The sequence below is a fragment of the Pseudaquabacterium pictum genome, assembly GCF_005403045.1.
GTDB lineage: Bacteria > Pseudomonadota > Gammaproteobacteria > Burkholderiales > Burkholderiaceae_C > Pseudaquabacterium > Pseudaquabacterium pictum.
Genome location: NZ_BJCL01000010.1, coordinates 39,423 through 65,087, shown reverse-complemented (window position 1 = coordinate 65,087; position 25,665 = coordinate 39,423). Strand labels below are relative to the sequence as shown.

General features: G+C 71.2%; 18 protein-coding genes and 1 pseudogene. 12 read left to right on the top strand and 7 right to left on the bottom strand.

Annotated elements, in window-relative coordinates:
• Window position 1: 1 nt before the first annotated feature.
• The 3 genes and pseudogenes from FFT10_RS18315 to FFT10_RS18305 all read left to right on the top strand — a co-directional run bounded on the left by FFT10_RS18315 (window position 2) and on the right by FFT10_RS18305 (window position 3,670).
• Window positions 2-1,558: pseudogene (locus FFT10_RS18315) on the top strand (RNA polymerase factor sigma-54).
• Complete coding sequence (locus FFT10_RS18310; protein WP_137734307.1) at window positions 1,555-2,817, top strand: THUMP domain-containing class I SAM-dependent RNA methyltransferase; 1,263 nt, start codon at window positions 1,555-1,557, stop codon at window positions 2,815-2,817. Before FFT10_RS18315 ends, FFT10_RS18310 begins: the two are co-directional and overlap by 4 nt.
• Before the next feature lie 13 nt (window positions 2,818-2,830).
• Window positions 2,831-3,670, top strand: coding sequence for an alpha/beta hydrolase (locus FFT10_RS18305; RefSeq protein WP_137734306.1), 840 nt, complete (start codon window positions 2,831-2,833; stop codon window positions 3,668-3,670).
• A gap of 6 nt (window positions 3,671-3,676) precedes the next feature.
• Here FFT10_RS18305 and FFT10_RS18300 read toward each other — a convergent pair whose 3' ends face one another.
• The 5 genes from FFT10_RS18300 to FFT10_RS18280 all read right to left on the bottom strand — a co-directional run bounded on the left by FFT10_RS18300 (window position 3,677) and on the right by FFT10_RS18280 (window position 8,385).
• The gene (locus tag FFT10_RS18300; protein WP_137734305.1) at window positions 3,677-4,123 is read right to left on the bottom strand and encodes a YidB family protein; all 447 of its coding nucleotides are present in this window, start codon (window positions 4,121-4,123) and stop codon (window positions 3,677-3,679) included.
• 47 nt (window positions 4,124-4,170) lie between these two features.
• Window positions 4,171-5,343 carry an MFS transporter gene (locus tag FFT10_RS18295; RefSeq protein WP_137734304.1) on the bottom strand — a complete coding sequence of 391 codons (1,173 nt, stop codon included), beginning with the start codon at window positions 5,341-5,343 and terminating at the stop codon, window positions 4,171-4,173.
• Window positions 5,340-6,098: a 16S rRNA (uracil(1498)-N(3))-methyltransferase gene (locus FFT10_RS18290; protein WP_137734303.1), complete on the bottom strand. Its 759-nt coding sequence runs from the start codon at window positions 6,096-6,098 to the stop codon at window positions 5,340-5,342. Before FFT10_RS18290 ends, FFT10_RS18295 begins: the two co-directional genes overlap by 4 nt.
• 62 nt (window positions 6,099-6,160) lie before the next feature.
• Window positions 6,161-6,703, bottom strand: coding sequence for a hypothetical protein (locus tag FFT10_RS18285; RefSeq protein WP_137734302.1), 543 nt, complete (start codon window positions 6,701-6,703; stop codon window positions 6,161-6,163).
• On the bottom strand, window positions 6,700-8,385 hold the full coding sequence (locus FFT10_RS18280) for a long-chain-fatty-acid--CoA ligase (protein WP_137734301.1): 1,686 nt from the start codon (window positions 8,383-8,385) through the stop codon (window positions 6,700-6,702). Before FFT10_RS18280 ends, FFT10_RS18285 begins: the two co-directional genes overlap by 4 nt.
• A 204-nt stretch (window positions 8,386-8,589) precedes the next feature.
• Here FFT10_RS18280 and FFT10_RS18275 point away from each other — a divergent pair, with 204 nt between their 5' ends.
• On the top strand, window positions 8,590-11,475 hold the full coding sequence (locus FFT10_RS18275; RefSeq protein WP_137734300.1) for an ATP-binding protein: 2,886 nt from the start codon (window positions 8,590-8,592) through the stop codon (window positions 11,473-11,475).
• Window positions 11,472-12,452: a toll/interleukin-1 receptor domain-containing protein gene (locus tag FFT10_RS28605; RefSeq protein ID WP_162520840.1), complete on the top strand. Its 981-nt coding sequence runs from the start codon at window positions 11,472-11,474 to the stop codon at window positions 12,450-12,452. The genes FFT10_RS18275 and FFT10_RS28605 overlap by 4 nt, the downstream gene beginning before the upstream one ends.
• 3 nt (window positions 12,453-12,455) lie before the next feature.
• On the opposite strand, the gene argC is transcribed toward FFT10_RS28605, so the two are convergent.
• Window positions 12,456-13,400: an N-acetyl-gamma-glutamyl-phosphate reductase gene (gene argC / locus FFT10_RS18265; RefSeq protein WP_137734298.1), complete on the bottom strand. Its 945-nt coding sequence runs from the start codon at window positions 13,398-13,400 to the stop codon at window positions 12,456-12,458.
• A gap of 54 nt (window positions 13,401-13,454) precedes the next feature.
• Here argC and FFT10_RS18260 point away from each other — a divergent pair, with 54 nt between their 5' ends.
• Complete coding sequence (locus FFT10_RS18260) at window positions 13,455-14,024, top strand: RBBP9/YdeN family alpha/beta hydrolase (protein WP_137734297.1); 570 nt, start codon at window positions 13,455-13,457, stop codon at window positions 14,022-14,024.
• 21 nt (window positions 14,025-14,045) lie between these two features.
• On the top strand, window positions 14,046-14,951 hold the full coding sequence (locus FFT10_RS18255; RefSeq protein ID WP_137734296.1) for a ParB/RepB/Spo0J family partition protein: 906 nt from the start codon (window positions 14,046-14,048) through the stop codon (window positions 14,949-14,951).
• Here the strand turns inward: FFT10_RS18255 and FFT10_RS18250 are convergent, their stop codons facing one another.
• Entirely contained in the window at window positions 14,952-16,076 is a 1,125-nt protein-coding gene (locus FFT10_RS18250; RefSeq protein WP_137734295.1) for a helix-turn-helix transcriptional regulator, read from the bottom strand. It abuts the gene before it with no gap.
• A 173-nt stretch (window positions 16,077-16,249) separates the two neighbouring features.
• Between FFT10_RS18250 and FFT10_RS18245 the strand changes: the two genes are divergently transcribed.
• The 5 genes from FFT10_RS18245 (at window position 16,250) to FFT10_RS18220 (ending at window position 25,663) form a co-directional block, all read left to right on the top strand.
• Window positions 16,250-19,195, top strand: coding sequence for a hypothetical protein (locus FFT10_RS18245; protein WP_137734294.1), 2,946 nt, complete (start codon window positions 16,250-16,252; stop codon window positions 19,193-19,195).
• A 549-nt stretch (window positions 19,196-19,744) separates the two neighbouring features.
• The gene (locus FFT10_RS18240; protein ID WP_137734293.1) at window positions 19,745-21,667 is read left to right on the top strand and encodes a PrkA family serine protein kinase; all 1,923 of its coding nucleotides are present in this window, start codon (window positions 19,745-19,747) and stop codon (window positions 21,665-21,667) included.
• 116 nt (window positions 21,668-21,783) lie between these two features.
• Window positions 21,784-23,082, top strand: coding sequence for a YeaH/YhbH family protein (locus tag FFT10_RS18230; RefSeq protein ID WP_137734292.1), 1,299 nt, complete (start codon window positions 21,784-21,786; stop codon window positions 23,080-23,082).
• A 4-nt stretch (window positions 23,083-23,086) separates the two neighbouring features.
• The gene (locus tag FFT10_RS18225) at window positions 23,087-24,682 is read left to right on the top strand and encodes a SpoVR family protein (RefSeq protein ID WP_137734291.1); all 1,596 of its coding nucleotides are present in this window, start codon (window positions 23,087-23,089) and stop codon (window positions 24,680-24,682) included.
• Between the two features lie 117 nt (window positions 24,683-24,799).
• Window positions 24,800-25,663: a PEPxxWA-CTERM sorting domain-containing protein gene (locus FFT10_RS18220; protein WP_137734290.1), complete on the top strand. Its 864-nt coding sequence runs from the start codon at window positions 24,800-24,802 to the stop codon at window positions 25,661-25,663.
• Window positions 25,664-25,665: the final 2 nt, after the last annotated feature.

Sequence of the window (25,665 nt, the reverse complement as noted above, 5' to 3'; positions counted from 1 at the left end):
CATGAAGCCGTCCCTGCAGGTTCGACTTTCACAGCACCTGGCGCTGACGCCCCAGCTGTAGCAATCCATCCGCCTGCTGCAGCTGTCCACGCTGGAGCTGCACCAGGAAATCGAGCAGATGCTCGAGACCAACCCGTTCCTCGACACCGAGGAAGACCATGCGCCGATGGAGTTCGGCCTGGAGCGGGTGAGCGCGGCCGCCGATGCCGGCGCCGAGCGCGAGAAGAGCAAGCTCAGCGAGCGCGAGGACGGCGGCGATGGCCAGGCCGGTGCCGACGAGCCCGCCGGCATGGACACCGCCGAGTTCGGCGGCACCGAGCGCGACGACTGGGAGAACGGCACCGAGCGCGATGACTTCGACGGCATCCGCGAGCTGCCGTCCAACAGCACCGCCAGCGCCTCCGGCGACAGCGACGACTACGAGCCGGTCGACAGCTCCGACACCGGCCCCAGCCTGCAGGACCACCTGCGCCGCCAGCTGCTGGGCATGCGCCTGTCGCCCGAGGACGCGGCCGCGGTGATGGTGCTGATCGAATCCCTCAACGAGGACGGCTACCTGGCCGACCCGCTGGAGGAGATCGCCGAACGCCTGGCCCTGGGCATGGGCATCGACGGCGACGACGGTGCCGACGACCGCGACGAACTGATGGACCGGCTGCGCTGCGCGCTGAAGTGGCTGCAGAGCCTGGAGCCCACCGGCGTGGGCGCCGCCAACCTGGGCGACTGCCTGTGCCTGCAGCTCAAGGAGCTGCCCAGAAGCAAGGCCCGCGAGGTGGCGATGACCGTCTGCCGCCAGCACCTGGAACTGCTGGCCCGGCGCGACATGAAGAAGCTGGTGGCCGCCACCGGCGCGGATGAAGACACGCTGCGCGAGGCGCAGGCGCTGATCGTCGCCTGCGAGCCCAAGCCCGGCCGGCCCTTCACCAAGGCCGAGGCCAACATCGTCGTGCCCGATGTCATCGTCATCAAGGCCGGCCGCGGCTGGAAGGCCACGCTCAACCCCGACGTGATGCCCAAGCTGCGCATCAACGACCTGTATGCCCAGGCCATCCGCGGCCAGCGCAACGGCTCGGCCAGCGGCCTGAGCGCCCGGCTGCAGGAGGCGCGCTGGTTCATGAAGAACATCCTGCAGCGCTTCGACACCATCCTGCGCGTCAGCCAGGCCATCGTCGAGCGGCAGAAGGGCTTCTTCACCCATGGCGAGATCGCGATGAAACCGCTGGTGCTGCGCGAGATCGCCGACGAGCTGGGCCTGCACGAAAGCACCATCTCGCGGGTGACCACGGCCAAGTACATGAACACGCCGTTCGGCACTTTCGAGCTGAAGTACTTCTTCGGCTCCAGCCTGAACACCGATGCCGGCGGCAACGCCAGCAGCACCGCGGTGCGGGCGCTGATCAAGCAGTTGGTGGGCAGTGAAGACCCGGCCAAGCCGCTGTCGGACAGCCAGCTGTCGGACATGCTGGGCGAGCAGGGCATCACCGTGGCGCGGCGCACCGTGGCCAAGTACCGCGAGGCGCTGAAGATCGCCCCGGCCAACCTGCGCAAGGCGCTGTGAGCTCCGTCGCCCTGTTCCTGCCCTGCGCGGCGTGCACCGAGGAATTGCTGGCCGACGAGGTGCTGCGCATCCTGGGCCCGCAGGCCAGCGGCGAGATGCTGCGCGGCGGCGTCACCGTCGATGGCGACGCCACCACCGCGATGCGGCTGAACCTGGAAAGCCGCCTGGCCCAGCGGGTGCTGTGGCCGCTGGCGCATGGGCCGTACGAGACCGAGCACGACCTGTACGCCCTGGCCCGCACCGTGCCCTGGACCGACTGGATCACGCCGGCGCAGACCTTCCGCATCGACACCACGGCCCAGCGCTCGCCGCTGCAGAGCCTGAACTTCGCCACGCTGCGGGTCAAGGACGCGGTGTGCGACGTGGTGCGTGATGCCGTGGGCGAGCGCCCCAGCATCGACACCCGCCGGCCGGATCTTCCGCTGTCGCTGCACCTCACGCCCACCCATGCCACGCTGTATGCCGACACCTCGGGCGAGGCGCTGTTCAAGCGCGGCTGGCGCGATGCGCAGGGCCTGAAGGGCGAGGCGCCGCTGAAGGAGACGCTGGCCGCCGCGATGCTGGCTGCCGCCGGCTGGCAGGGCCGGGCCGAGGACGGTCCGCTGCTCGACCCCTGTTGCGGCGCCGGCACCATCGCCATCGAGGCGGCGCAGATCGCCTGCGGCATCGCGCCCGGGCTGCAGCGCCGCTTCGCCTTCGAGCGCATGCTGCCCTTCCGGCCCTTGCAGCATGCCTGGGTGCAGATGAAGGACGCCGCCCGCGCCCGCCAGCATGCGCCGGCGGTGGACGTGTTCGCCGGCGATGTGTCGTTCCGCATGACCGACTTCGCCGAGCACAACGCCAAGCGCGCGGGTGTCGACCACGCCATCCAGTTCAAGACCGCCGACGCCCTGCAGCGCATGCCGCCCGCCGACACCGGCGTGCTGATGCTGAACCCGCCCTACGGCGAGCGCATCGCGCCCAAGGGCGCGCGTGGCGAGCAGCGCGGCCCGCGCCAGGCGCGCGAGGACTTCGCCCCCGCGGCCGATGGCGGCGACACCGGCGCCTTCTTCAGCCAGCTGGCGGCGCACTGGAAGCGCCATTACCCCGGCTGGACAGCCTGGCTGCTGAGCCCCGACATGAAGCTGCCGCAGGCGCTGCGGCTGAAGGAAGCGCGGCGCGTGCCGCTGTGGAACGGGCCGATCGAATGCCGGCTGTTCCGCTTCGACCTGGTGGCCGGCTCGGCGCGCGTGCAGCCCGCCGGCGACCAACCCGCCTGAAGGACCGGCAGCGGTGCTGCGCCTGCTGCTGGGCCTGGTCGGCATGGCGGCCCTGCTGCTGGCCTTGGCCGCCGCCGCGCTGTGGTGGGGCCAGGAGCGGCTGATCTTCCAGCCGGTGCCGCTGCCGGCCGACCACCGCTTCGACCTGCCGTCCGATGTGCACGAGACCACCATCGAGGTGCCCGGCGCCCGTCTGCATGCGCTGCACCTGCGCCTGCCCCGGCCCGACGGCCTGGTGTTCTACCTGCACGGCAACGCCGGCAACCTGGACAGCTGGTTCGTGGACCCGGACTTCTGGCGGGCGCTGAATGTCGACCTGTTCATGGTCGACTACCGCGGCTTTGGCAAGAGCAGCGGCCGCATCACCAGCCAGGCCCAGCTGCTGGCCGATGTGCAGGCCGCCTGGCAGGCGGTGGCGCCGGCCTATGCCGGCCGGCCGGTGGTGCTGGCCGGGCGCTCACTGGGCACCGGGCTGGCGGCACAGCTGGCAGCCGGCCTGCCGGCCGCCGAACGCCCGGCACAGCTGCTGCTGGTCTCGCCCTACCGCAGCCTGCAGGCGCTGGCCGATGCGCATTACCCGCTGGTGCCGCGTGCCCTGCTGCGCTACCCGCTGCGCACTGACCAGGCGCTGCAGGCGGTGGCCACGGCGCCCGGCCCGCGGCCATCGGTCGTGCTGCTGCACGGTGCGCAGGATGCGCTGATCCCGGCCGACCACAGCATGGCGCTGGCCGCGCTGGCGCCCGGTGCGCAGGTGGGCATCATCCCAGGCGCCGGCCATGCCGACCTGCAGGCGGTTCCGGTCTACCTGGACGCCGTGCGCCAGGCCGTGCGCAGCGCCGTGGCGCCGCGCTGAGCGCGCTCAGCGCCGCAGCAGGCCGCCCAGCACGTTGCCCAGCAGGCCGCCCAGGTCGGCACCGCCGCCGGTGGGCAGCTGGCCACCGGGCGTGAGCTGGTCCACCACCTGCGGCAGGAACTGCGCCAGCTGGCTGCTCAGGTCACCGGCCGGCAGGCCCGCCTGCTGCGCCAGCGCGTCGATGCGGTCGGCGCCCAGGGCCGATTGCAGCTGGTCGGCCGACACCGGCAGGTTCGGCCCGGTGGACACCCAGCTCTGCGCGGCGTCACCCAGGCCACCCTGCTGCAGCTGCTGCAGCAGCGCGCCGAGGCCGCCTGCCGCACCGCCGGCACCGCCCTGGCCCTGCAGCAGGCTGCCGATCACCTGCATCAGCATGTCGCCACCAGCGCCGCCCTGGCCACCGCCCTGCAGCGCGCCCATCGCACTGCCCAACACCGAATCCAGCAAGCCCATGCCCGCGCTCCTGACGTCCACCACGATGCGGGGATTGTGCGCCGGGGTCAGGCCCGTGCCGGTTGCCGGCGCAGCCGCGCCAGCCACAGCAGCGCCGCGGCCAGCAGGGCCAGCGGCAGGATGCTGCCCAGGTTCATCGCCGTCCAGCCGCCGGTGGTGACCAGCGCGCCCGAGCTGAACGAGGTGACCGTCATCGTGGTGTAGACGCAGAAGTCCAGCGCGCCCTGGGCGCGGGTCTTCTCCTCGGGCGCATAGGTCTCGGTGACCAGGGTGCTGCCGCCGATGAACAGGAAGTTCCAGCCCAGGCCCAGCGCCATCAGCGCGCCCAGGAAGTGCATCACGTCGTTGCCGTGCAGGGCGAAGGCCACGCAGGCGATGTTGAGCGCCAGGCCGGTGGCCATCACCGGCTGCACGCCGAAGCGCTTGATCAGCTTGCCGGTGAAGAAGCTGGGCACGAACATCGCCAGCACATGCCATTCCAGCACCAGCGCGGCGGCGCTGAACGGATGGTGGCACTGGGCCATCGCGATCGGCGTGGCGGCCATCAGCAGGTTCATGATGCCGTAGCCGATGGCGCAGGCCGCCGCGGCGATGATGAACACCGGCTGGCGCACGATCTGTGCCGTCGGCCGGCCCTGCAGGTGGGTGGTGCCCTGGCCGGGCAGCGTGGGGAACGCAATGCAGGACATCACCGCCAGGCTGAGCGCGGCCACGCCCACCAGCGCCAGGTAGGCACCGGCGAACGGCTGGCTGAGCAGGTCGCGGCTCCAGCTGGCCAGGTTGGGGCCCACCACCCCGCCCAGGATGCCGCCGGCCAGCACCCAGCTGATGGCGCGCTCCTTGAAGTCGGGCTGGACCAGCTCCACCGACGCGAAGCGGTACAGCGAGCCATTGGCGCTGTAGTAGCCGGCCACCAGGGTGGCGGCGGTCAGCAGCCAGAAGTTGCGCGTCATCGCCGCCCAGGCGCACACGCCGGCGCTGGCCATGGCCACCAGCAAGCCCAGCTGGAAGGTACGCTGCCGGCCCCAGCGGCGCTGGTGCTTCGCCACCAGGCCGGTGGCCAGTGCGCCGCCGGCCACGTAGGCGGTGATCGGCACCGTGGCCATCCAGCCCACCGGCGCCAGCGCCAGGCCCACCAGGCCGTTGATGGCGATGAACACCACGTTGTTGACCATCAGCAGGCCCTGGCACAGGGTGAGCAGGGCGAGGCGCAGGTTCATGGGGGACTTTCGAGGGCGGCGATGACCGCCAGCGCCGCCAGCGGCGCGGTGTCGGCGCGCAGCACGCGCGCGCCCAGCGTGGTGGGCAGGTGGCCGGCCGCGGCGGCGGCGGCCAGCTCGGCGGGCGACAGGCCGCCCTCCGGCCCGCTGAGCAGGCTGACCGGCCCGCCGCCGTGGGCGGCCAGCCGCTGGCGCAGCGGCTGGGTGTCGTCGGCCAAGCTCAGCACCAGGCGCAGGCCTTCTGCGGGCAAGGACGCGGGCAGGGACAGCGGCTGGCCAGCCAGCCAGGCACGCAGCGGCTGCGGCGGCAGCACCTGCGGCACGCGGTTGCGGCCGCTCTGCTCGCAGGCGGCCACGGCGATGGCCTGCCAGTGGGCGCTGCGGCGCTCGGCCCGCTCGCCGGCCAGGCGCAGCACCGAGCGCTCGCAGACCAGCGGCACGATGGTGGCCACGCCCAGCTCGGTGGCCTTTTCCACCAGCGCGTCCATGCGCTCGTTGGCGGGCATGCCCAGGGCCAGGGTGACGGGGGTGTGCAGTTCCCGCTCCAGCGGCTGGTGGGCCAGCAGGCGGGCGGTCACGTCCTTGCGGCCCATGGCCAGCACCTCGGCCTGCCACTGGCCGCCCTGGCCGTCGAACAGCGTGATGGCATCGCCCGGCTGCAGCCGCAGCACCTGCACATGGCGGCTGGCGGCGCCAGGCAGGGTCAGCTCGGTGCCGGCCACCAGGGGAACGTCGACATGGATGCGGGGAGGCATGGGCGGGCAGTGTGCACCAGGCGTGGCGGCCGCCGGTGACGGCAGCGCCCAGGCATGCACCGTCACTCCGGCGCGATCAGCACCTGCGCCAGGGCGATCGCGGCACGGTCGCCGTCGCGCTCACGCACCTGCTCGACGAACTTCTGCGCCAGCGCCCGCACGTCCTCGGCATTGACGCAGTACTCGGCCTCCACCACCAGCATGTAGCCGCGCACCCGGCCCAGCTGCGGCCGCGCCTCGGCGACGATGCGCCGCATCAGCACCTCCTGGCTCTTGGTCTGCAGCGCTTGCGCCAGGCTCATGCGCGGCAGCACGCCCTGCGGTGCAGCCGGCGGGGAGGGCGGCACCGGCGTCTGCACCGGCGGCTGCACCACGGCCTGCGGTGCCCCCTGCACGGCCACCAGGCCGGCCTGGATCAGCGCCAGCAGGTCGTCCTCGGTGGCGCCCTGCACCAGCACCAGCCAGTCCTCGGCGCTGCGGCTGGCGTCGATGGTCAGCAGCAGGTTGCGGCCTGCACGCGACAGCGGCTGCGCGCGCCGCTGGATCTCGGCGCGGCCGGCCTCGGTTCTGGCGTAGCGTGCCGCCAGCGCCTGGCCGTCGATCACCGTCTGGCCTCTCGCAACTCACGCCGCAGGATCTTGCCCACCGTGGTCTTGGGCAGGTCGTTGCGGAACTCCACCACCTTGGGCCGCTTGTAACCGGTGAGGTTGGCCTCGCAGTAGGCCCGCACGGCCGCCTCGGTCAGCGCCGGGTCCTTCTTGACGATGACCACCTTCACCGCCTCGCCGGCCTTCTCGTCGGGAATGCCCACGGCGGCGCACTCCAGCACGCCGGGCAACTGGCTCAGCACGTCCTCGATCTCGTTGGGGTACACGTTGAAGCCCGAGACCAGGATCATGTCCTTCTTGCGGTCGACGATGCGGAAGTGGCCGCGCTCGTCCATCAGGCCCACATCGCCAGTGCGGAAGAAACCGTCGGCGGTCATCACCTTGGCGGTCTCGTCGGGCCGCTGCCAGTAGCCGGCCATCACCTGCGGGCCGCGGATGGCGATCTCGCCGGCCTGGCCGGGCGCCACTTCGTTCCCGTCGTCGTCGAGCAGCACCAGCTCGGTGCTGGGCATGGGCAGGCCGATGGTGCCGCTGTAGGCGGTGCTGTCCACCGGATTGCAGGTGGCCGAGGGGCTGGTCTCGCTCAAGCCATAGCCTTCGCAGATCGGGCAGCCGGTCTTCTCCAGCCACAGCCGCGCCGTGCCCTGGGTGACGGCCATGCCGCCGCCCACGCTGATCTTCAGGTGGCTCCAGTCGACCTTGTCGAAATCGGGATGGTTGGCGATGGCGGTGAACAAGGTGTTGACGGCCGGAAAGCTGTGGAAGGGCTGGGCCGCCAGGTCCTTCAGCAACGCCGGGATGTCGCGCGGGTTGGCGATCAGGATGTTGCAGCCGCCCATGCGCAGGCCCAGCATCATGTTCGTGTTGAAGCCGAAGATGTGGTACAGCGGCAGGGCACAGACGGTGACGATCTGCTGGCCGGCGGGGATCTTCTTCAGTGCCGGCTGGTACCAGGCCTCGGCCTGCAGGATGTTGGCCACCAGGTTGCGGTGCAGCAGCACCGCGCCCTTGCTCACGCCGGTGGTGCCACCGGTGTACTGCAGCACGGCGATGTCGTCGGGGCCCACCGCCGCCGGCGCCAGCGTGAGGCGGCGGCCGCGCGCCACGGCATCGGTGAAGCGGGTGGTGGCCACGCCGGCCGGCAGGCTGAACGGCGGCACCAGCTTCTTGACCCGGCGCACCACGTGGTTGACCAGCGCGCCCTTGACCAGGCCCAGCATGTCGCCCATGGCGGCCAGCACCACAGTCTTGGTGGGCACCTGGTCGATCACCTGGGCCAGCGTGGCGGCAAAGTTCTCCAGGATGATGATGGCCTTGGCGCCGGAATCCTTGAGCTGGTGCTCCAGCTCGCGCGGGGTGTAGAGCGGGTTCACGTTCACCACCACCAGGCCGGCGCGCAGCACCGCGGCCACCGCCACCGGGTACTGCGGCACGTTGGGCATCATCAGCGCGACACGGTCGCCACGCTGCAGGCCGCTGCCCTGCAGCCACGCGGCCAGCGCGCGCGAGGCATCGTCGATGGCGCCGAATGTGAACGACGCACCCATGAACTTGTAGGCCGTGCGGTCGCGGTGGGTGCGGAAGCTCTCGTCCACCAGCGCCACCAGCGACGGGTAGAGGTCGGTCTTCACCTCGGCCGGCACACCGGCGGGGTACTGCTTCAGCCAGATCTTCTGCATCAAGCGGCTCCAGGAATGGAGCGCGATTCTCCCCGAGCCACCCACGGCGACTCATCAGGGCATTCGATAGCCGCGGGCCAACCCGCATCCGGGTGGACGCGTTTTTCACGCGCTAGGTTTCCAAGCCTCGCGCGCCCCCTGCTCCGGGGAGTTCCACCCACCCCGGCGCCGGGTGCGGCTTCCTACAATCCGACAGCACCGGCCATGAACCCCGCCTCCCCCCATCCGGCCCAGGCCGCCGCTGCCGGCGTGCAGCTGCCGCGCTGGCGCCTGCGGCTGCTGGGCGATGTGGCGCTGCGCCCGGCCCAGGGGCGGCCGCAACGCCTGCCCGGGCGCGCGGCCACGGCCCTGCTGGCCCGCCTGGCGCTGGCACCGGCACGGGCCCATCCGCGCGAGGAGCTGGTGGAGCTGCTGTGGCCCGGTGTGGCGCTGGACGTGGGCCGCAACCGCCTGCGCCAGGTGCTGTCGACGCTGAAGCGCCTGCTCGACGGTCCCGCCGGCGCCGGGCCCATGGAGATCATCAGCGCCGACCGCCTGGCGGTGCGCCTGGCCGGCCGCCAGCTGCAGTGCGACGCCACCGAGTTCGAGGCCGCGGTGCGCGCGGGCCACCAGGCCGAGGCCACCGCCCTGTACCGCGGCGAGTTGCTGCCCGGCTTCTACGACGACTGGGTCCTGGACGAGCGCCGCCGCCTGGCCGCGCTGGCAGACCGCCTGCAGCCGGCCGCCGCCCCGGCCTACCCGGCACCGGTGGCCGGCCCCGGCGCGCTGAACCTGCCGCACTACCTGACCCAGTTGCATGGTGCCGATGCGGTGGGCGCAGGGCTGCGCGCCGAGGTCCAGGCGCACCGCCTGGTCACGCTGCTGGGCCCGGGCGGCTTCGGCAAGACCCGGCTGGCGGTGGAGGTGGCGGCCAGCCTGGCCGACAGCGCCGGCTGGGGCCCGCAACAGGCCGCCGGCACGGCGCCGCCGCCGCGCTTCGACCTGGTGGCCTTCGTGCCGCTGGTGGCCTGCCAGGGCGCCGATGCCCGGCCCGAAGCCCTGCTGGCGGCGCTGCTGCAGGCCCTGCGGCAGGAGGCCCGCGGCCCGGCCCCGGCCGATCCGCTGGATCCGCTGGCCGGGGCACTGGCGGGCCGCCGCAGCCTGCTGGTGCTGGACAACTTCGAGCAGCTGGTCGACGCCTGCGCCCCGTTGGTGGCCGCGCTGCTGGCGCGCTGCCCGGGGCTGCACCTGCTGGTCACCTCGCGCCGGGCGCTGGGCCTGGACGGCGAGCACCAGCGCCCCTTGCCGCCGTTGCCGCTGCCGGCCGACGAAACCGGCACCCCGGCCAGTGACGAGGCGGCAGCGCTGAACCCGGCGGTGGCGCTGTTCGTCGACCGCGCCCGCGCGGTGCGGGCAGACTTCCAGCTGGAGGCCGGCCACCGCGCCGCGGTGGTGGCACTGGTGCGGCTGCTGCAGGGCATGCCGCTGGCCATCGAGCTGGCGGCCGCCCGGGTGCGCAGCCTGTCGCCGGCCGACCTGCTGGCGCTGCTGCAGCACGGCGGTCCGGCCGGCGCCGGCACGGCACCAGCGCTGGCCCTGCTGGCGCGCTCGGGGCCGCGGGCCGGTGGCGATGCGCGGCATGCGTCGATGCTGGCCGTGGTGCAGTGGAGCTGGCAGCTGCTGCCGCCGCCGGCCCAGGCCCTGCTGCCGCGGCTGTCGGTGTTTGCCGGCAGCTTCAGCGCCGCGGCGGCGCAGGCGCTGGGCGATGCGCCGGCCGTCACCGTGGCACTGGCGCTGGATGAGCTGGTGGCGCATTCGCTGTTGCGTGCCGAACCCGCAGCCGAGGCCGGCGCCGGCACCCGCTACCTGCTGTTCGAGCTGGTGCGCGAATTCGCCGCCAGCCAGTTGCCAGCGGCCGACGCAGCGGTCTGCCGGGCGCGCCACCGCCAGTGGCTGGCCGGCTGGCTGGCGGCCCTGCCGCTGTCCACCCCGCTGCACCAGGTGCGCCCCGAGCTGCCCAACCTGGCCGCCGCGCTGCTGGCCGCCGAGACCGACGGCGCGCCGGTGCAGGCGGCCCACCTGGCGCTGGCGGCGCAGACCGCGTTCAGCGCGATCGCGCTGCCGCCCCGCAGCCTGGCTGCACTGGACCGCTGCGCCGACACGCTGGTCGATCCGGTGCTGCGCGCCGTGACCCGCGCCGCGCTGGCCCGCCAGGGACTGGCGGCCAACCGGATGGCCGAGGCCGGCCGCCTGGCCGACCAGGCCCTGGCCGAGCTGCCACCGGCCGAGGCCAGGCTGGTGCTGGCCTCCAGTGACCCTGCCGAGCGGTCCGATGCAACAGCGCTGCGGCACGGCCCCGGCATCCCGCGGGCGCTGGTGCTGACCCGCGTGGCCCATGTGCGCTGGCGCCTGCAGCGCGATCCGGCGGCCCTGGCCTGGCTGCAGGAGGCGCAGGCGCTGGTGGCCGATGCCAGCCTGCCGGCGCTGCTGGCCGGCATCCTGACCAACCAGGGCGCGGTGCTGCGCGGGCGCGACCCCGCGGCGGCGCTGGCCCTGCAGCGCCGCGCCATCGCGCTGTGGGAAACCGCCGGCGACCGGCATGGCGTGCATGTCGGCCGCTGCAACCTGGCCCTGGCACTGATGCAGCAACCCGCCGGCTGCGCCGAAGCCCTGGCCCTGCTCGACCAGGTGCTGACCGACACCCAGGCCCTGGGCGACCTGCAGCAGGCGGCCCAGGCCAGCAACCTGCGCGGCGAGGCGCTCAGCCGCCTGCGGCGCTGGCCCGAGGCGGCGCGCGCCTACCAGGGCTGCGTGGCCACCGCCTGGGCGGCCGCCGAGCCCTGGCCGCTGCTCTACGGCCTGTGGAACCTGCCGCGCGCCTGGGCCCACGGCCGCCGGCCCGAGGCCGCCGCCCGGCTGATGGGCTTTGCCGCGCACCACGCCAGCCTGCTGGGCCCGCCGGGTGCCGGCGATCGGCATGAGCTGCGCCGCCTGTGGCGGCTGTGCCGCTGCCAGGCCGCGGCCGATGATGTGGCCCGCTGGCGCGCGGAGGGTGCCCAGCTGCCACTGGCCCAGGCGGTGCGGCTGGCCCTGCACGGGAGCCTGCGGTGAATACAGCGCAGGCACAGATCTTCCTGAGCTACCGGCGCGACGACACCGCCGGCTACGCCCGGGCGCTGAACGACCTGCTGGCGCAGCAGTTCGGCGCCGAGCGGGTGTTCATCGATGTCGACGACATCGGCGCCGGCCAGGCGTTTGACGCCCGCATCACCCAGGCCATGGGCCAGGCGCGGGTGCTGCTGGTGCTGATCGGCCCGCGCTGGCTGGCGCCGCAGGTCGACGGCGTGCCGAGGCTGCACCACGACGACGACATGGTGCGGCGCGAGGTGCAGGCCGGGCTGGATGGCGGGCTGCAGGTGATCCCGCTGCTGTTCGACGGCGCAGCGATGCCGGCGGAGGCCCAGCTGCCCGGCCCGCTGCAGCCGCTGGCGCGCCGCCAGGCGCTGGTGATGGACCCGCGGCGCTTTGCCGCCGACAGCCAGCAACTGCTGGCCGTGCTGCAGCAGACGCTGGGCGTTGCGGCAGCCGCGCCAGCGCCGCCGCCACCGGGCCGACGCCGCGCGGTGCGGCTGCTGGCCGGTGCTGCCGCGGCCACCGCGCTGGCCGGCGCGGCCTGGTGGGCGCTGCAGCCGGCCACCCACCCGCCATCCAGCGCGGACCCCGGCACGGCCGCCCTGCCCGCACGCCTCGCCATCAACGGCCGCTGGCAGGCCGAGGTGCGCTACGGCTGGATGGCCAGCGACCTGCGCGAGACGCTGGACTTGCAGGGCGAGGGCACGGCACTGCAGGGCACGGCCTCGTTCCTGCGGGTGCCGCGCGGCATCGAAGATGGCCAGGTGAACGGCGCCGAGGTCCGCTTCACCACCCGCAGCAGCGAGGTGCTGGGCAACGGCCCGGAACGGGTGGTGACCCACCAATACACCGGCCGCCTGGTCGGCGACACCCTGCAGCTGACGATGCAGACCACCGGGGCGGCACAGCCGCACGGGCCGGTGGCGGTGGTGGCCCGGCGGCTGCCGCCGCCGTGAGGCTCAGACCAGGCCCAGGCCCTCGTCCACGCCCAGGTGCAGGTTCATCGCCTGCACCGCGGCGCCGCTGGCGCCCTTGCCCAGGTTGTCGAGCCGGCTGACCAGCAGCACCTGCGTGGCATTGGCGAAGACGAACAGATCGGCGTTGTTGGTGTCGTTGCAGGCCTGCACGTCGAAGAAGCCGGCGGCCAGCGTCTCCGGGTCGGCCAGCGGCAGCACCCGCACGAAGCGCTCGCCGGCATAGTGCGCGGCCAGCGCCTGCTGCACCTGGGCGGCGGTGGTGCCGGGGCGGAACTGGTCGAGCTGCAGGCCGATGCTGACGGCCAGGCCCTTGTAGAAGCTGGCCACCACCGGCAGGAAGACCGGCGGCCGCGCCAGGCCGGTGTGGGCCACCATCTCGGGCAGGTGCTTGTGCGCCAGGCCCAGCGCATAGGGCCGCGGGCTCTGCAGCTTCGCATCACCGCCGGCCTCGTACTGCGCAATCATCGACTTGCCGCCGCCCGAGTAGCCGGTGATCGACGTGGCGCTGACCGCCGCCTCGGCCGGCAGCAGCCCGGCCTGCACCAGCGGGCGCAGCAGCAGCACGAAGGCGGTGGCATGGCAGCCCGGATTGGCGATGCGCTTGCCCGTGCGGATGGCCTCGCGCTGGCCGGCGGCCAGTTCGGGCAGGCCATAGGTCCAGCCGGGCACGGTGCGGTGGGCGGTGCTGGCGTCGATGATGCAGGTCTTGGGGTTGTCGACCAGGGCCACCGCCTCGCGGGCCGCGGCATCGGGCAGGCAGAGGAAGGCCACGTCGGCGGCGTTCAGCAGGCGGGCACGCTCGGCCGGGTCCTTGCGCTTGTCGGGGTCGATGCGCAGCACTTCCACATCGCTGCGGCGGGCCAGCATCTCGTGGATGCGCAGGCCGGTGGTGCCTTCCTGGCCGTCGACGAAGATGTGGTGGGTCATGGTGCGCTTCCGGTGGTGACAATGCGGGATAGCCCGCAAGGATAAGGCCAACACATGACCACTCCACGTGTCCTGCTGCTGCCGGGTTGGCAGAACTCCGGCCCCGGCCACTGGCAGAGCCGCTGGGCTGCGCTGCACGGCTTTGCGCGGGTGGAGCAGGACGACTGGCTGTGGCCACGCCGCGGGGACTGGATGGCCCGGCTGGAGGAGACGCTGCTGGACGGCGACGGCCCCGCGCTGCTGGTGGCCCACAGCCTGGGCTGCCACCTGGTGGCTGCCTGGGCCGGTCATTCGCGCCACACCGCGCGGGTGGCCGGCGCGCTGCTGGTGGCGCCGCCCGATCTGGAACGTGCCGACATGCCGCCGCAGGTGCAGACCTGGGCGCCGATGCACCGCCAGCCGCTGCCGTTCGCCAGCACCGCGGTGCTGAGCGCGAACGACCCCTACTGCGATGCCAGCCGCGGGCTGCAGCTGGCCGCCGGCTGGGACAGCGAGATCGTCACCCTGGGCGCGGCCGGCCATGTCAATGCCGACAGCGGCCTGGGCGACTGGCCCGAGGGCATCGCCCTGCTGCAGGCGCTGGCTGCCCGCGCCGGGTTGACACTGGGCGCCGCTGCGGCCTGATCGCCGACAATCCCGCCGCATATGGTCACCAAGAAACCCAAGGGCCTCGGCCTCGGCCTGGAAGCCCTGCTCGGCCCCAAGGTGGCCGACGCGGCGCCCGCCGACGCCTCGCGCCCCAGCACCCTGAGGCTCACCCAGCTGCAGGCCGGCAAGTACCAGCCGCGCACCCGCATGGACGAGGGCTCGCTCTACGAGCTGGCCGAAAGCATCAAGAGCCAGGGCATCATGCAGCCGATCCTGGTGCGCCCGGTGGGCGCCAGCGGCTACGAGATCATCGCCGGCGAGCGCCGCTTCCGCGCCGCCAAGCTGGCGGGCCTCGACGAGGTGCCGGTGCTCGTCAAGGAAGTGCCCGACGAAGCCGCCGCGGTGATGGCGCTGATCGAGAACATCCAGCGCGAGGACCTGAACCCGCTGGAAGAGGCGCAGGGCCTGCAGCGGCTGGTCAACGAGTTCCAGCTCACGCATGAGCAGGCGGCGCAGGCGGTGGGCCGCTCGCGCAGCGCGGCCAGCAACCTGCTGCGGCTGCTGAACCTCACCGCACCGGTGCAGCAGATGCTGATGGCCGGCGACCTGGACATGGGCCACGCCCGCGCCCTGCTGGGCCTGGAGGCCGGCGCCCAGGTGGCCAGCGCCACCGAGATCGTCAGCAAGAAGCTCAGCGTGCGCGAGGCCGAGCGCCTGGTGGCCAAGGCGCAGGACAGCGCCGGCGTGTCGGGCCGCCAGACGCCGCTGCTGCGGGTGAAGAAGGACAAGTCGCGCGACATCGTGCGGCTGGAAGAGCAGCTGGCCGATGCGCTGACGGCGCAGGTCGAGATCCGCATCCACCGCAGCACCCGGCGCGGTGAGCAGGGCGAGGTGGCGATCCACTTCGGGTCGCTGGACGAGCTGAACGGCCTGCTGGAGAAGCTGGGCGCCAAGGAGGCCTGATCAGGCCGGCGCTGCGGCGCGGGCGATGCGCGCGTCCAGCAGGTTGCGCAGGTCCAGCACCGAATGCAGGTCCAGCGCGCGGTAGGCCTTGCGCACATGGTCCACCACGGTGCTGGGCGCCACGCCCAGCGCCTGGCCGATGCGGGCCTGCGGCTGGCCCTGGTACAGCGCCCGGCACACCGCCATCTGCCCGGGCGTGATGGGCAGGCTGCGCAGCGCCCGCTCCAGGGCCACGCGCTGGGGCTCGTGGCGCTGCAGGCTCAGCTGCACCAGCGGCGCCTGCAGGCCCGCAGCGGCCGCACCGGCCACCGACTGCAGCAGCCGGCCACTGGCCACGAAGCGCCCGGCCGCGTTGCCGTGGCTGATCACCACCGCCGCCGCCGGCGCCTGGCGCAGCCTGGCCAGCACCGCCGACACCAGGGGCCCGCCCAGGACCTGCAGCGGGCGCGACAGGCTGTCGCGCGAGGCGCCGCCATCGGCCATCAGCAGCAGGCGCATCGCGCCCGCACTGGCGTGGCAGGCCTGGCCGTCCAGGGTCAGCAGCAGCGTCTCGGGCGGATCGGGGGCCGGCACATGGGGCTCGTCGGCATCGGCCGCTGCGCGGCCGGCGCTGCCTTCCAGCGCCTGCGCCAGCAGCGGCAGGGCGCGGGCCAGGTGCTGGCGGTCGGCGGTGGTGAACGCGGCATCCTGCGGGCCACGGTACAGCACCAGCGAGCCCAGCAGCTGCCCCCGGCGGCCGCGCACCACGGCCTCCAGCCGGGTGTGGAAGCCCTGCGGCTTCCAGATCTCGTGGTACAGCGCCGAGCGGTAGAAGCCGGCGCTGTCCAGGTCCTCGGCACCGCACACGCCGGCCGGGCGGTCGCGCAGCGCATGGAAGGGCAGCATGGCCTCGGACTCGCGCCGGTTGTGGAATTCATCGAAGTACAGCTGCGCCAGGCCCACGTCGATCGGCCCTTCGATGTAGTAGCGCAGCAGCTGGCCCTGGGGGTCGGTCCAGTCGAACAGGTTGCGTGACGAGGGCACCAGGGCATGCAGGGCTTCCAGCACGGCCGGCACCAGGGCGTCTGCATGCAGGCCCTGCTGGCACAGGGCGCGCAGCATGGCCAGCGCGGTGGTGGGGTTCATGGCGGACCCAATGTAGGCAGCGGCCCGTCCGGCCACATCCCCCAATTGCAGGAGTGGCCGCGCGCGCGCCCCCTGGCCATGGGGCGACGCCGGGTGGGGGCCCCACGTACGGTCGCACTGCTGCTGCGCCAACCCGGCGCCGGCAGCCTTCCAACAAGCCTCCGGAGATCTGCATGCACCCCATCGCCCACCGCCCGGCGCCACACGCGGCCTGGCGCGCCTTCCACCCCCTGGCCACCCTGTGTGCGGTGGCCGTGCTGCTGCCAGGCTGTGGCGGCAGCGGTGACGACCCGGCCCCCGTGGCCCAGCCGGTGGCTGTCTCTGGCGTGGTGGCCGACGGCCCGCTGCAGGGCGCCAGCGTCTGCTACGACCTGAACGACAACAGCGCCTGCGATGCCGGCGAGCCCACCGCCACCACCGATGCCGACGGCAAGTACAGCCTCAGCATCGACGCGGCGGCCGCCGGCAAGCATGCGGTGCTGGCCCTGGTGCCTGCCACGGCGGTGGACAAGGACACCGGCACCGCCGTCGGCGTGGCCTTCATGCTCAAGGCCCCGCCCAGCGGCAGCAGCGGGGCGCAGGCGGTGTTCGTGAGCCCGCTCACCACCGTGGTGGCCAACACCGCCGCCGATGCCGGCATCAGCGTGGCCGAAGCCACCGCCCAGGTGCAGGCCACGCTGGGCCTGAGCGCCTCGCCGCTGACCGACTTCACCACCGCAGGCGCCGCAACCGATGTGGGCCTGGCCGCACGCGCGGTGGGCAGGGTGGTGATCGACACCACCAAACTGGCGGCCGATGCCGGCGTGGCCGCCGACCAGGCCGCCCGCCTGGTGCGCGAGGCGGTGGGCGGCCAGCTGCCGGTGCTGGCCACGGCGCTGGAAGCCAGCGCCGGTGGCACGGCGGCCGAGCGCATCACCGCCGCGGCCGCGGCCGTGGCCACCCAGCTGAACCTGAGCGCCACCACGGTCGCGGCCGTGGCCGCCGCGGTGGCCCAGCCGGCGGCCGCCAATGCGGCCGACACGGCCGGCCCCTTCGTCAGCGTGCGGCGCTTCAGCTACACCGACGCCAACACCTACAGCTACCAGATCTTCGTGGGCGACAGCAGCCAGACCGACGCCAACGGTGCCTGGCTGGCGCACGAGCCGCGGGCCAACATGCTCAACGGCGAGGCCATCGCCTTCAGCCGCAACCAGCTGTACTGGACCGGCAGCAGCTGGAACAACTGCGACAACGGGTACGGCGTGGTCAGCACCCGGCCCGCCACCGCCACCCTGCCGCAGCGCAGCGTGTACTGCGGCGGCTCCAGGAGCGAATCGCGCCCGGTCTGGGAAGACATCAGCGGCAAGACGCAGCGCGAGGTGATCACCCGCATGCGCGCCTACCCGCTGCGCGACACCGTGAGCAGCACCACCGACGACACCGGCCTGCCGGTGAAGTGGGGCCCGGATCCCGCGCTGCTGCCGGCCGATGCGGTGTTCCCGGCCGGTTCGCGCTACAACACCCGCGCCACCCGCAGCGACATCGGCAACACCGACCGCATCGAGGTGGCCGTCAAGCCCACGGTGCGCCAGGCCGACGGCGTGTTCCGCCAGGCCAATGCGCTGGAGCAGCTGTCGCTGATGGGCGGCAACCTGGCCGAAGCCGGCGTGACGGTGAGCAACCTGAACTCGCTGTTCGTCGAGGATGTGCCGCTGCCCGGCCAGACCGACACCGCGCTGCAGCCGTTCAAGCGGTGGCGCCTGGCGGTCGACGTGGCCGGCCTGAAGGGCCGCTTCTACAGCTGCGACGTGGTCGTCGCCACCGGCAACAGCCAGGCCTGCGAGGCGGCCGGCGATGCCACCCTCGCGGTGCAGACCCAGGGCGGCATCCGCCTGCTGCGGGTGGCCAGCGGCTACCCGGCCGACCTGAAGAGCCGCCTGCAGCGCCAGCGCTTCTGGGCCGAGCATGTGGGCACGGTGTTCCGCGGCACCACCGATCTGGAGCGCAGCTTCCACGACCAGCGGCTGAACAAGGCCGCCTGGGACGCGCTGCGCACCGCGCTGGCCATCCCCGAGCCGGTGGTGCCGGCCGCGCCGGCCGCGCCCGGCGCGTTCCGGCTGCTGCGCAACTTCAGCTACACCGATGCGCAGAACTACAGCTGGCGGGTCTACACCGGTGACGAGAGCGTGCGCGACGCCGCCGGCTTCTTCACCGTGAACGAGACCCGGCGCCAGCTGAGCGCGGGCGCCGAGGTGCCGTTCGTGCGCAACCGCACCTACTGGTCCGGCAGCGCCTGGGTGCCCTGCCCCGACAGCGGCGCCATCATCACCGCGCAATCGGCGGCGCCGTTCCGCTCGGTGCTGTGCGAAGGCTACATCGACGAGGCCACCGACAACCTCGTCACCAGCCTGGGTGGCCGGCTGATGAGCGACGTGGTCAACGAGATCCGCAGCTACAACAGCACCGATGCAGGCCGCGTCAGCTGGGGCAACTGGGGCATCGCGGCCGGGCGGGTGCCGGCACTGGCCAGCACGCGCTTTCCGGCGGGTGCCACGCTCAGCATCCGTGGCGGCCGCTCGGTGGCCGTGCCCGAGGCCATCGCCACCGCCGACGGCGACCGGCTGCGCATCGCACCCAGCCCCACCTCGAGCGAACCGTTCGCCAATTGGCCGCTGGCCACCTCGCTGGACCAGGTGATCGCCAACTACCCGGGCAGCCTGCGGGGCAGCAGCGTGATCAACGGCAATGTCACGCTGTTCGTCTGGCGCTACACCGAGACGCCCACCAACCCGGCCCACACCGACCAGGTGGAGATCCGCGTGGCCTTCGACGCCGACGGCCAGAAGGCCCGATTCACCCGCAACAACCGGTCGGTGAGCACTGGCTTCAGCACCAACTACCAGACGATCCTGGACACCACTTACACGATCGAGACGCTGGGTGATGCGCGGTTGCTGAAGTTCGCCGCCATGCCGGACGGCTTCGAGGACCGGTTCCAGTTCACCCGCCGCTATGCCGAACGCGGCGGACTGGTCTGGTATGCCTTCAAGGACGCGGTGCCCGCCGGGCAGCTGAACTGGACACAGCGCTTGAACGGCACCGCCTGGGACGCGCTGCGCACCGTGCTGGGCGTGCAGTAGCCGCCGGCTGCGCTGGCCAGCATCCAGGGGCCCCGGAAACGGGGCCCCTTTTCATTGCAGGGTGCGGCGCCCTGCCGCGATCGCCTGCGCAAGCTTTGTCGCCAAACGACCCTGCCTTCGCGGGGGTGACATTGGTGCATGCCGGGCGACCTGCAGCACGCCATGCACCAATGGGCGCGGGCAGGTGTTCGCCGACCACAGAATCGGCACCACAGCGCAGCAGACGCATTCTCAAATGCGCGAACAAGGTGCATGCTTGTCAGCGCGCCGCCAGTTCCGGGCGTTGTGGTGAGCAGGTGGTGGCCAACAGGGCTGGCGCGCAGCTTGCTGCAGTGCAGCCAAGAAGGCGGGCAAAGCGTGTGCTCATCGGCGGTTCAGGCGGTGGGTGAATGCAGGAAGCTGGAGACTCATGACGCGGTAGTGCAACGCCAGATGACCGGAAAGCTCTGATGGAGCCTGGGCCTGTGAAGCCGGGACTTCATCAGAACTTCCCCGCCACCGATGGGGCTGATCCCCGCATCGGTGCTGTGTCCGATCAAGGAGGTCCTCATGGACGTGATCAGCAGCTTTGCCGCCCGCTACGAACGCACCCGCGAAGAGGAAATGTCCCTCGAGGACTACCTCGCCGAGTGCAAACGCAACCCCATCGCCTATTCCACCGCCGCCGAGCGCATGTTGCGCGCCATCGGCGAGCCGCAGATGGTGGACACCCGCAACGACCAGCGGCTGTCCCGGCTGTTCGCCAACAAGGTGATCAAGCGCTACCCGGCCTTTGCCGAGTTCTACGGCATGGAAGATGCCATCGAGCAGGTGGTGAGCTACTTCCGCCATGCCGCGCAAGGGCTGGAAGAGAAGAAGCAGATCCTCTACCTGCTGGGTCCGGTGGGCGGCGGCAAGAGCTCCATCGCCGAGCGGCTGAAGCAGCTGATGCAGGAAGTGCCGTTCTACGCCATCAAGGGCAGCCCGGTGAACGAAAGCCCCCTGGGCCTGTTCGACCCGGCCGAGGACGGCGCCATCCTGGAGCAGGAGTACGGCATTCCACGCCGCTACCTCAACCGCATCCTCAGCCCCTGGGCGGTGAAGCGGCTGGAAGAGTACGGCGGCGACATCCGCAAGTTCAAGGTCGTCAAGCGCCACCCCAGCGTGCTCAAGCAGGTGGGCATCGCCAAGACCGAGCCGGGTGACGAGAACAACCAGGACATCTCCAGCCTGGTGGGCAAGGTCGACATCCGCAAGCTCGAGACCTTCGCCCAGGACGACCCGGATGCCTACAGCTTCAGCGGTGGCCTGTGCCTGGCCAACCAGGGACTGCTGGAGTTCGTGGAGATGTTCAAGGCGCCGATCAAGGTGCTGCACCCGCTGCTGACGGCCACGCAGGAAGGCAACTTCAAGGGCACCGAGGGCTTCGGCGCCATCCCGTTCGACGGCGTGGTGCTGGCCCACAGCAACGAGAGCGAGTGGAAGGCCTTCCGCAACAACAAGAACAACGAAGCCTTCCTCGACCGCATCTACATCGTCAAGGTGCCGTACTGCCTGCGGGTGAGCGAAGAGATCAAGATCTACGAGAAGCTGATCAACAGCAGCAGCCTGGGCCAGGCCAAGTGCGCCCCGGGCACGCTGAAGATGATGAGCCAGTTCGCCATCCTCACCCGCCTGAAGGAGCCGGAGAACTCCAGCCTGTTCAGCAAGATGCAGGTCTACGATGGCGAGAACCTGAAGGACACCGACCCGCGCGCCAAGAGCTACCAGGAGTACCGCGACTACGCCGGTGTCGACGAAGGCATGAGCGGCATCAGCACCCGCTTCGCCTACAAGATCCTGTCCAAGGTGTTCAACTTCGACAGCGCCGAAGTCGCCGCCAACCCGGTGCACCTGATGTACGTGCTGGAGCAGCAGATCGAGCGCGAGCAGTTCCCGGCCGAACTGGAGCAGAAGTACACCGGCTACATCAAGGAGCAGCTGGCACCGCGCTATGCCGAGTTCATCGGCAAGGAGATCCAGACCGCGTACCTGGAGAGCTATTCCGAGTACGGCCAGAACATCTTCGACCGCTATGTCACCTACGCCGACTACTGGATCCAGGACCAGGAGTACCGCGACACCGACACCGGCGAGGTGTTCGACCGCGCCAGCCTGAACGCCGAGCTGGAAAAGATCGAGAAGCCGGCGGGCATCGCCAACCCCAAGGACTTCCGCAACGAGATCGTCAACTTCGTGCTGCGGGCGCGGGCCAACAACCAGGGCAACAACCCGGTGTGGACCAGCTACGAGAAGCTGCGCTCGGTGATCGAGAAGAAGATGTTCTCCAACACCGAGGAGCTGCTGCCGGTCATCAGCTTCAACGCCAAGGCCAGCGCCGACGAGGCCAAGAAGCACGAGGACTTCGTCGCCCGCATGGTGGCCAAGGGCTACACCAGCAAGCAGGTGCGCCTGCTGTGCGAGTGGTACCTCCGTGTGCGGAAGTCCAGCTGATGGGATGGCCCACCCCCGAAGCGCCTGCGGCGCTTCCCCCTCAAGGGGGCGCCGACAGCGGCCCGGCAAAGCCGGTTCCGCGTCGGCCGCTTGGTTCGACCTGAGGACTTCATTCCATGGCACTTCAATCGATCATCGATCGGCGGCTGGCGGGCAAGAACAAGTCCATCGGCAACCGCGAGCGCTTCCTGCGCCGCTACAAGGACAAGATCAAGGACGCCGTGCGCCGCGCGGTGGACGGCCGCGGCATCCGGGATCTGGAGCGCGGCGAAGAGGTGCGCATCCCGAAGAAGGACCTGTCGGAGCCGGTCTTCCACCATGCCAACGGTGGCGTGCGCGACATGGTGCACCCCGGCAACCAGGACTATGTGCGCGGCGACCGCATCAAGCGCCCGCAGGGTGGTGGTGGAAGCGGAGGCAGCGGCAAGGGCCAGGCCAGTGACCAGGGCGAGGGCGAGGACGACTTCAGCTTTGCGTTGAGCAAGGAAGAGTTCATGCAGGTCTTCTTCGAGGACCTGGCCCTGCCCCACCTGGTGCGCACCCAGCTGGCCGAGGTGCCCGAATGGAAGAGCCACCGCGCCGGCTACAGCAGCGATGGCACGCCCAACAACCTGCATGTGGTGCGCAGCCTGCGTGGCGCCATCGGCCGGCGGCTGGCCATCGGCTCGGGCTCGCGCCGTGAGCTGGCCGAGCTGGAAGCCGAACTGGCGATCCTGAAGGCCGCGGCCGACGCCGGCGACGTGACGGCCAAGCTGGAACTGCCCGCGCTGGAAGAGAAGGTGCATGCGCTGCGCAGCCGGCTGGCGCGCATCCCCTACCTCGACCCGATCGACCTGCGCTACCGCAACCGGGTGAAGACGCCGGTGCCCACCAGCAAGGCGGTGATGTTCTGCCTGATGGATGTGTCGGGCTCGATGGACGAGGGCCGCAAGGAGCTGAGCAAGCGGTTCTTCATCCTGCTGTATTTGTTCCTGACGCGGCACTACGAGAAGATCGACATCGTCTTCATCCGCCACCACACCCAGGCACAGGAGGTGGACGAGGAGAACTTCTTCCATGCCCGCGAGACCGGCGGCACCGTGGTGAGCAGCGCGCTGGTGCTGATGGAAGAAATCATCCGCGCCCGCTACAGCCCCAGCGAGTGGAACATCTACGGCGCCCAGGCCAGCGACGGCGACAACTGGCACCATGACAGCGGCCGCTGCCGCGAGCTGCTGGACCAGAAGATCCTGCCGCTGTGCCGCTACTTCGCGTATGTGCAGGTGGCCGAGGAAGAGCAGAACCTCTGGGAAGAGTACTGCCAGCTCGCCAACGCCAGCAAGCACTTCGCGATGCGCAAGGCCACCTCGGCCGACCAGATCTACCCGGTCTTCCGCGACCTGTTCAAGAAGGAGGGTGCTGCGCAAGCGGCATGACGCCATGGAACCCGTGCCGCCCACCGCCCCGCCGATCACCACGCTGGCACCAGCCGCTGCCGCGCGCCCGCTGCGCGGCCCGCTGCCATTGCTGAAGACGGTGCAGCGCCTGCCTGCGCCCAGCGACTGGACCTTCGACCTGATCGAGCAGTACCACGCGGTGATCCGCGAGACGGCCGAGCGCTACGGCCTGGACACCTACCCCAACCAGCTGGAGATCATCACCGCCGAGCAGATGATGGATGCCTACGCCAGCGTGGGCATGCCGGTGAACTACCGCCACTGGAGCTACGGCAAGGAGTTCATCAGCACCGAGAAGAACTACAAACGTGGCCACATGGGCCTGGCCTACGAGATCGTGATCAACAGCAACCCCTGCATCAGCTACCTGATGGAGGAGAACACCATGCCGATGCAGGCGCTGGTGATCGCGCATGCCGCCTATGGCCACAACAGCTTCTTCAAGGGCAACTACCTGTTCCGCATGTGGACCGATGCGTCGTCGATCATCGACTACCTGGTCTATGCCAAGAACTACGTGGCCGAGTGCGAAGAGCGCCACGGCATGGAAGTGGTCGAAGAGTTCATCGACAGCTGCCACGCGCTGCAGAACCATGGTGTCGACCGCTACCGGCGTCCGGCCCGCAAGACCCTGGCGCAGGAACTGGCCGAACGCAAGGACCGCGAGGCCCATGCCCAGCAGCAGGTCAATGACCTCTGGCGCACCCTGCCTAAGGCGGCGGAGAAGGCCGGCGCGGCGGTGGAGGCCAAGCGCTTCCCGGATGAGCCGCAGGAGAACCTGCTGTACTTCATCGAGAAGAACGCGCCCTTGCTGGAACCCTGGCAGCGGGAGATCGTGCGCATCGTGCGCAAGGTGGCGCAGTACTTCTACCCGCAGCGCCAGACCCAGGTGATGAACGAGGGCTGGGCCACCTTCTGGCACCACCGGCTGCTCAACCAGATGTACGACGACGGGTATCTTGCCGACGGCGTGATGATCGAATGGCTCAAGAGCCACACCAACGTGGTCTACCAGCCCAAGGTGACCGACCGCGGCTATTCGGGCTTCAACCCCTACGCGCTGGGCTTCGCGATGTACACCGACATCAAGCGCATCTGCGAGAACCCCACCGACGAAGACCGCCAGTGGTTCCCCGACATCGCCGGCAGCGACTGGGTGCCCACGCTGGATGCCGCGATGCGCAACTTCAAGGACGAGAGCTTCATCGGCCAGTACCTCAGCCCCAAGCTGATGCGCGACTTCCGCCTGTTCGCCATCCACGACGACGAGAAGCAGCCCGAGCTGGAAGTGGCCGCCATCCACGACGAGAACGGCTACCGCCGCGTGCGCGAGGCCCTGAGCCGCCAGTACGACCTGGGCAGCCGGGAGCCCAACATCCAGGTGTGGAACGTGAACCTGCGTGGCGACCGCAGCCTGACGCTGCGCCACTTCCAGCACAACGACCGGCCGCTGGACGACAGCGGGCAGGAGGTGCTGAAGCATGTGGCCCGGCTGTGGGGCTTCGGCGTGCAGCTGGAAAGCGCCAACGCCAAGGGCGACATCACCAAGCGCTGGGCGGTACCGGCACCCAGCCACTGACCGCACCGCCCCCCGGATGCGGGGGCGCCGAACCCGGTCGACGCACCGGTTTGCTAACGATGGGCTAACGGCTGGCCGCCACGATGCGGCCAACCCTTCACCCCCTCGGAGCACGCCATGCAACGTCCCTCCCACTGTCTGTCCAGCCTGCTGGCCGCCCTGGCCCTGGCCGCCGCGCTGCCAGGCGCCCACGCGCAGCAGGGCGTCAACCTGACGGCCGGTCCGGTCGACTACACCACCTGGAACCTGTTCGGCAGCGCGGTGGCGGCCAACAGCACGCCGGGCAACGGCTTCACCTACAGCCTGCTCGACCTCACCTTGCCCGGCAGCAACGGCCAGGCCGGCGCGGCGTTCGCACCCACGGCGCTGCTGCTGGATTTCAACCAGGCCTTCCGCTTCGACTTCAACTGGTACATCACCGCCGGCGCGGCACCGAACAACCTGCGCGGTGACGGCCTGACCTTCACCCTGAGCACCGCGCCGGCGGTGGGCGGCGGCGGTTCAGACCTGGGCTATGCCGGCCAGCACGGGACCAGTGTGGCCATGGCGATCGACACCTTCAACTTCGACGACGAGCCGGCGTCACCCAGCCTGCAACTGCTGGCGGGCGGCAGCACCACGCCGCTGGCCGTCACCAACACCGACCTGGGCGACAGCATCCGCGACAGCGACGGTCAGTGGTTCGGCAGCCTGGCCTTCAACCCGTCAGGCAACAGCGACCACGCCGGCGTCCTGGTGGCCCGCATCGACCATGTCACGCTGGGCAGCTTCAGCGTGCAGACCGACGTCGACTTCAATGCGCTGGGGCTGGCCGGCGCGGCGGTGTTCTACGGCTTCACCGCCAGCAACGGCGCGGCCTCCGATGGACATGCCACCTCCTGGGGCGCCGCCCTGCCGGTGCCCGAGCCGCAGACCTGGGCCATGCTGCTGGCAGGCCTGGGGGCGGTGGGCTGGATGGCGCGGCGCCGCGCGGCAGGCTGAGC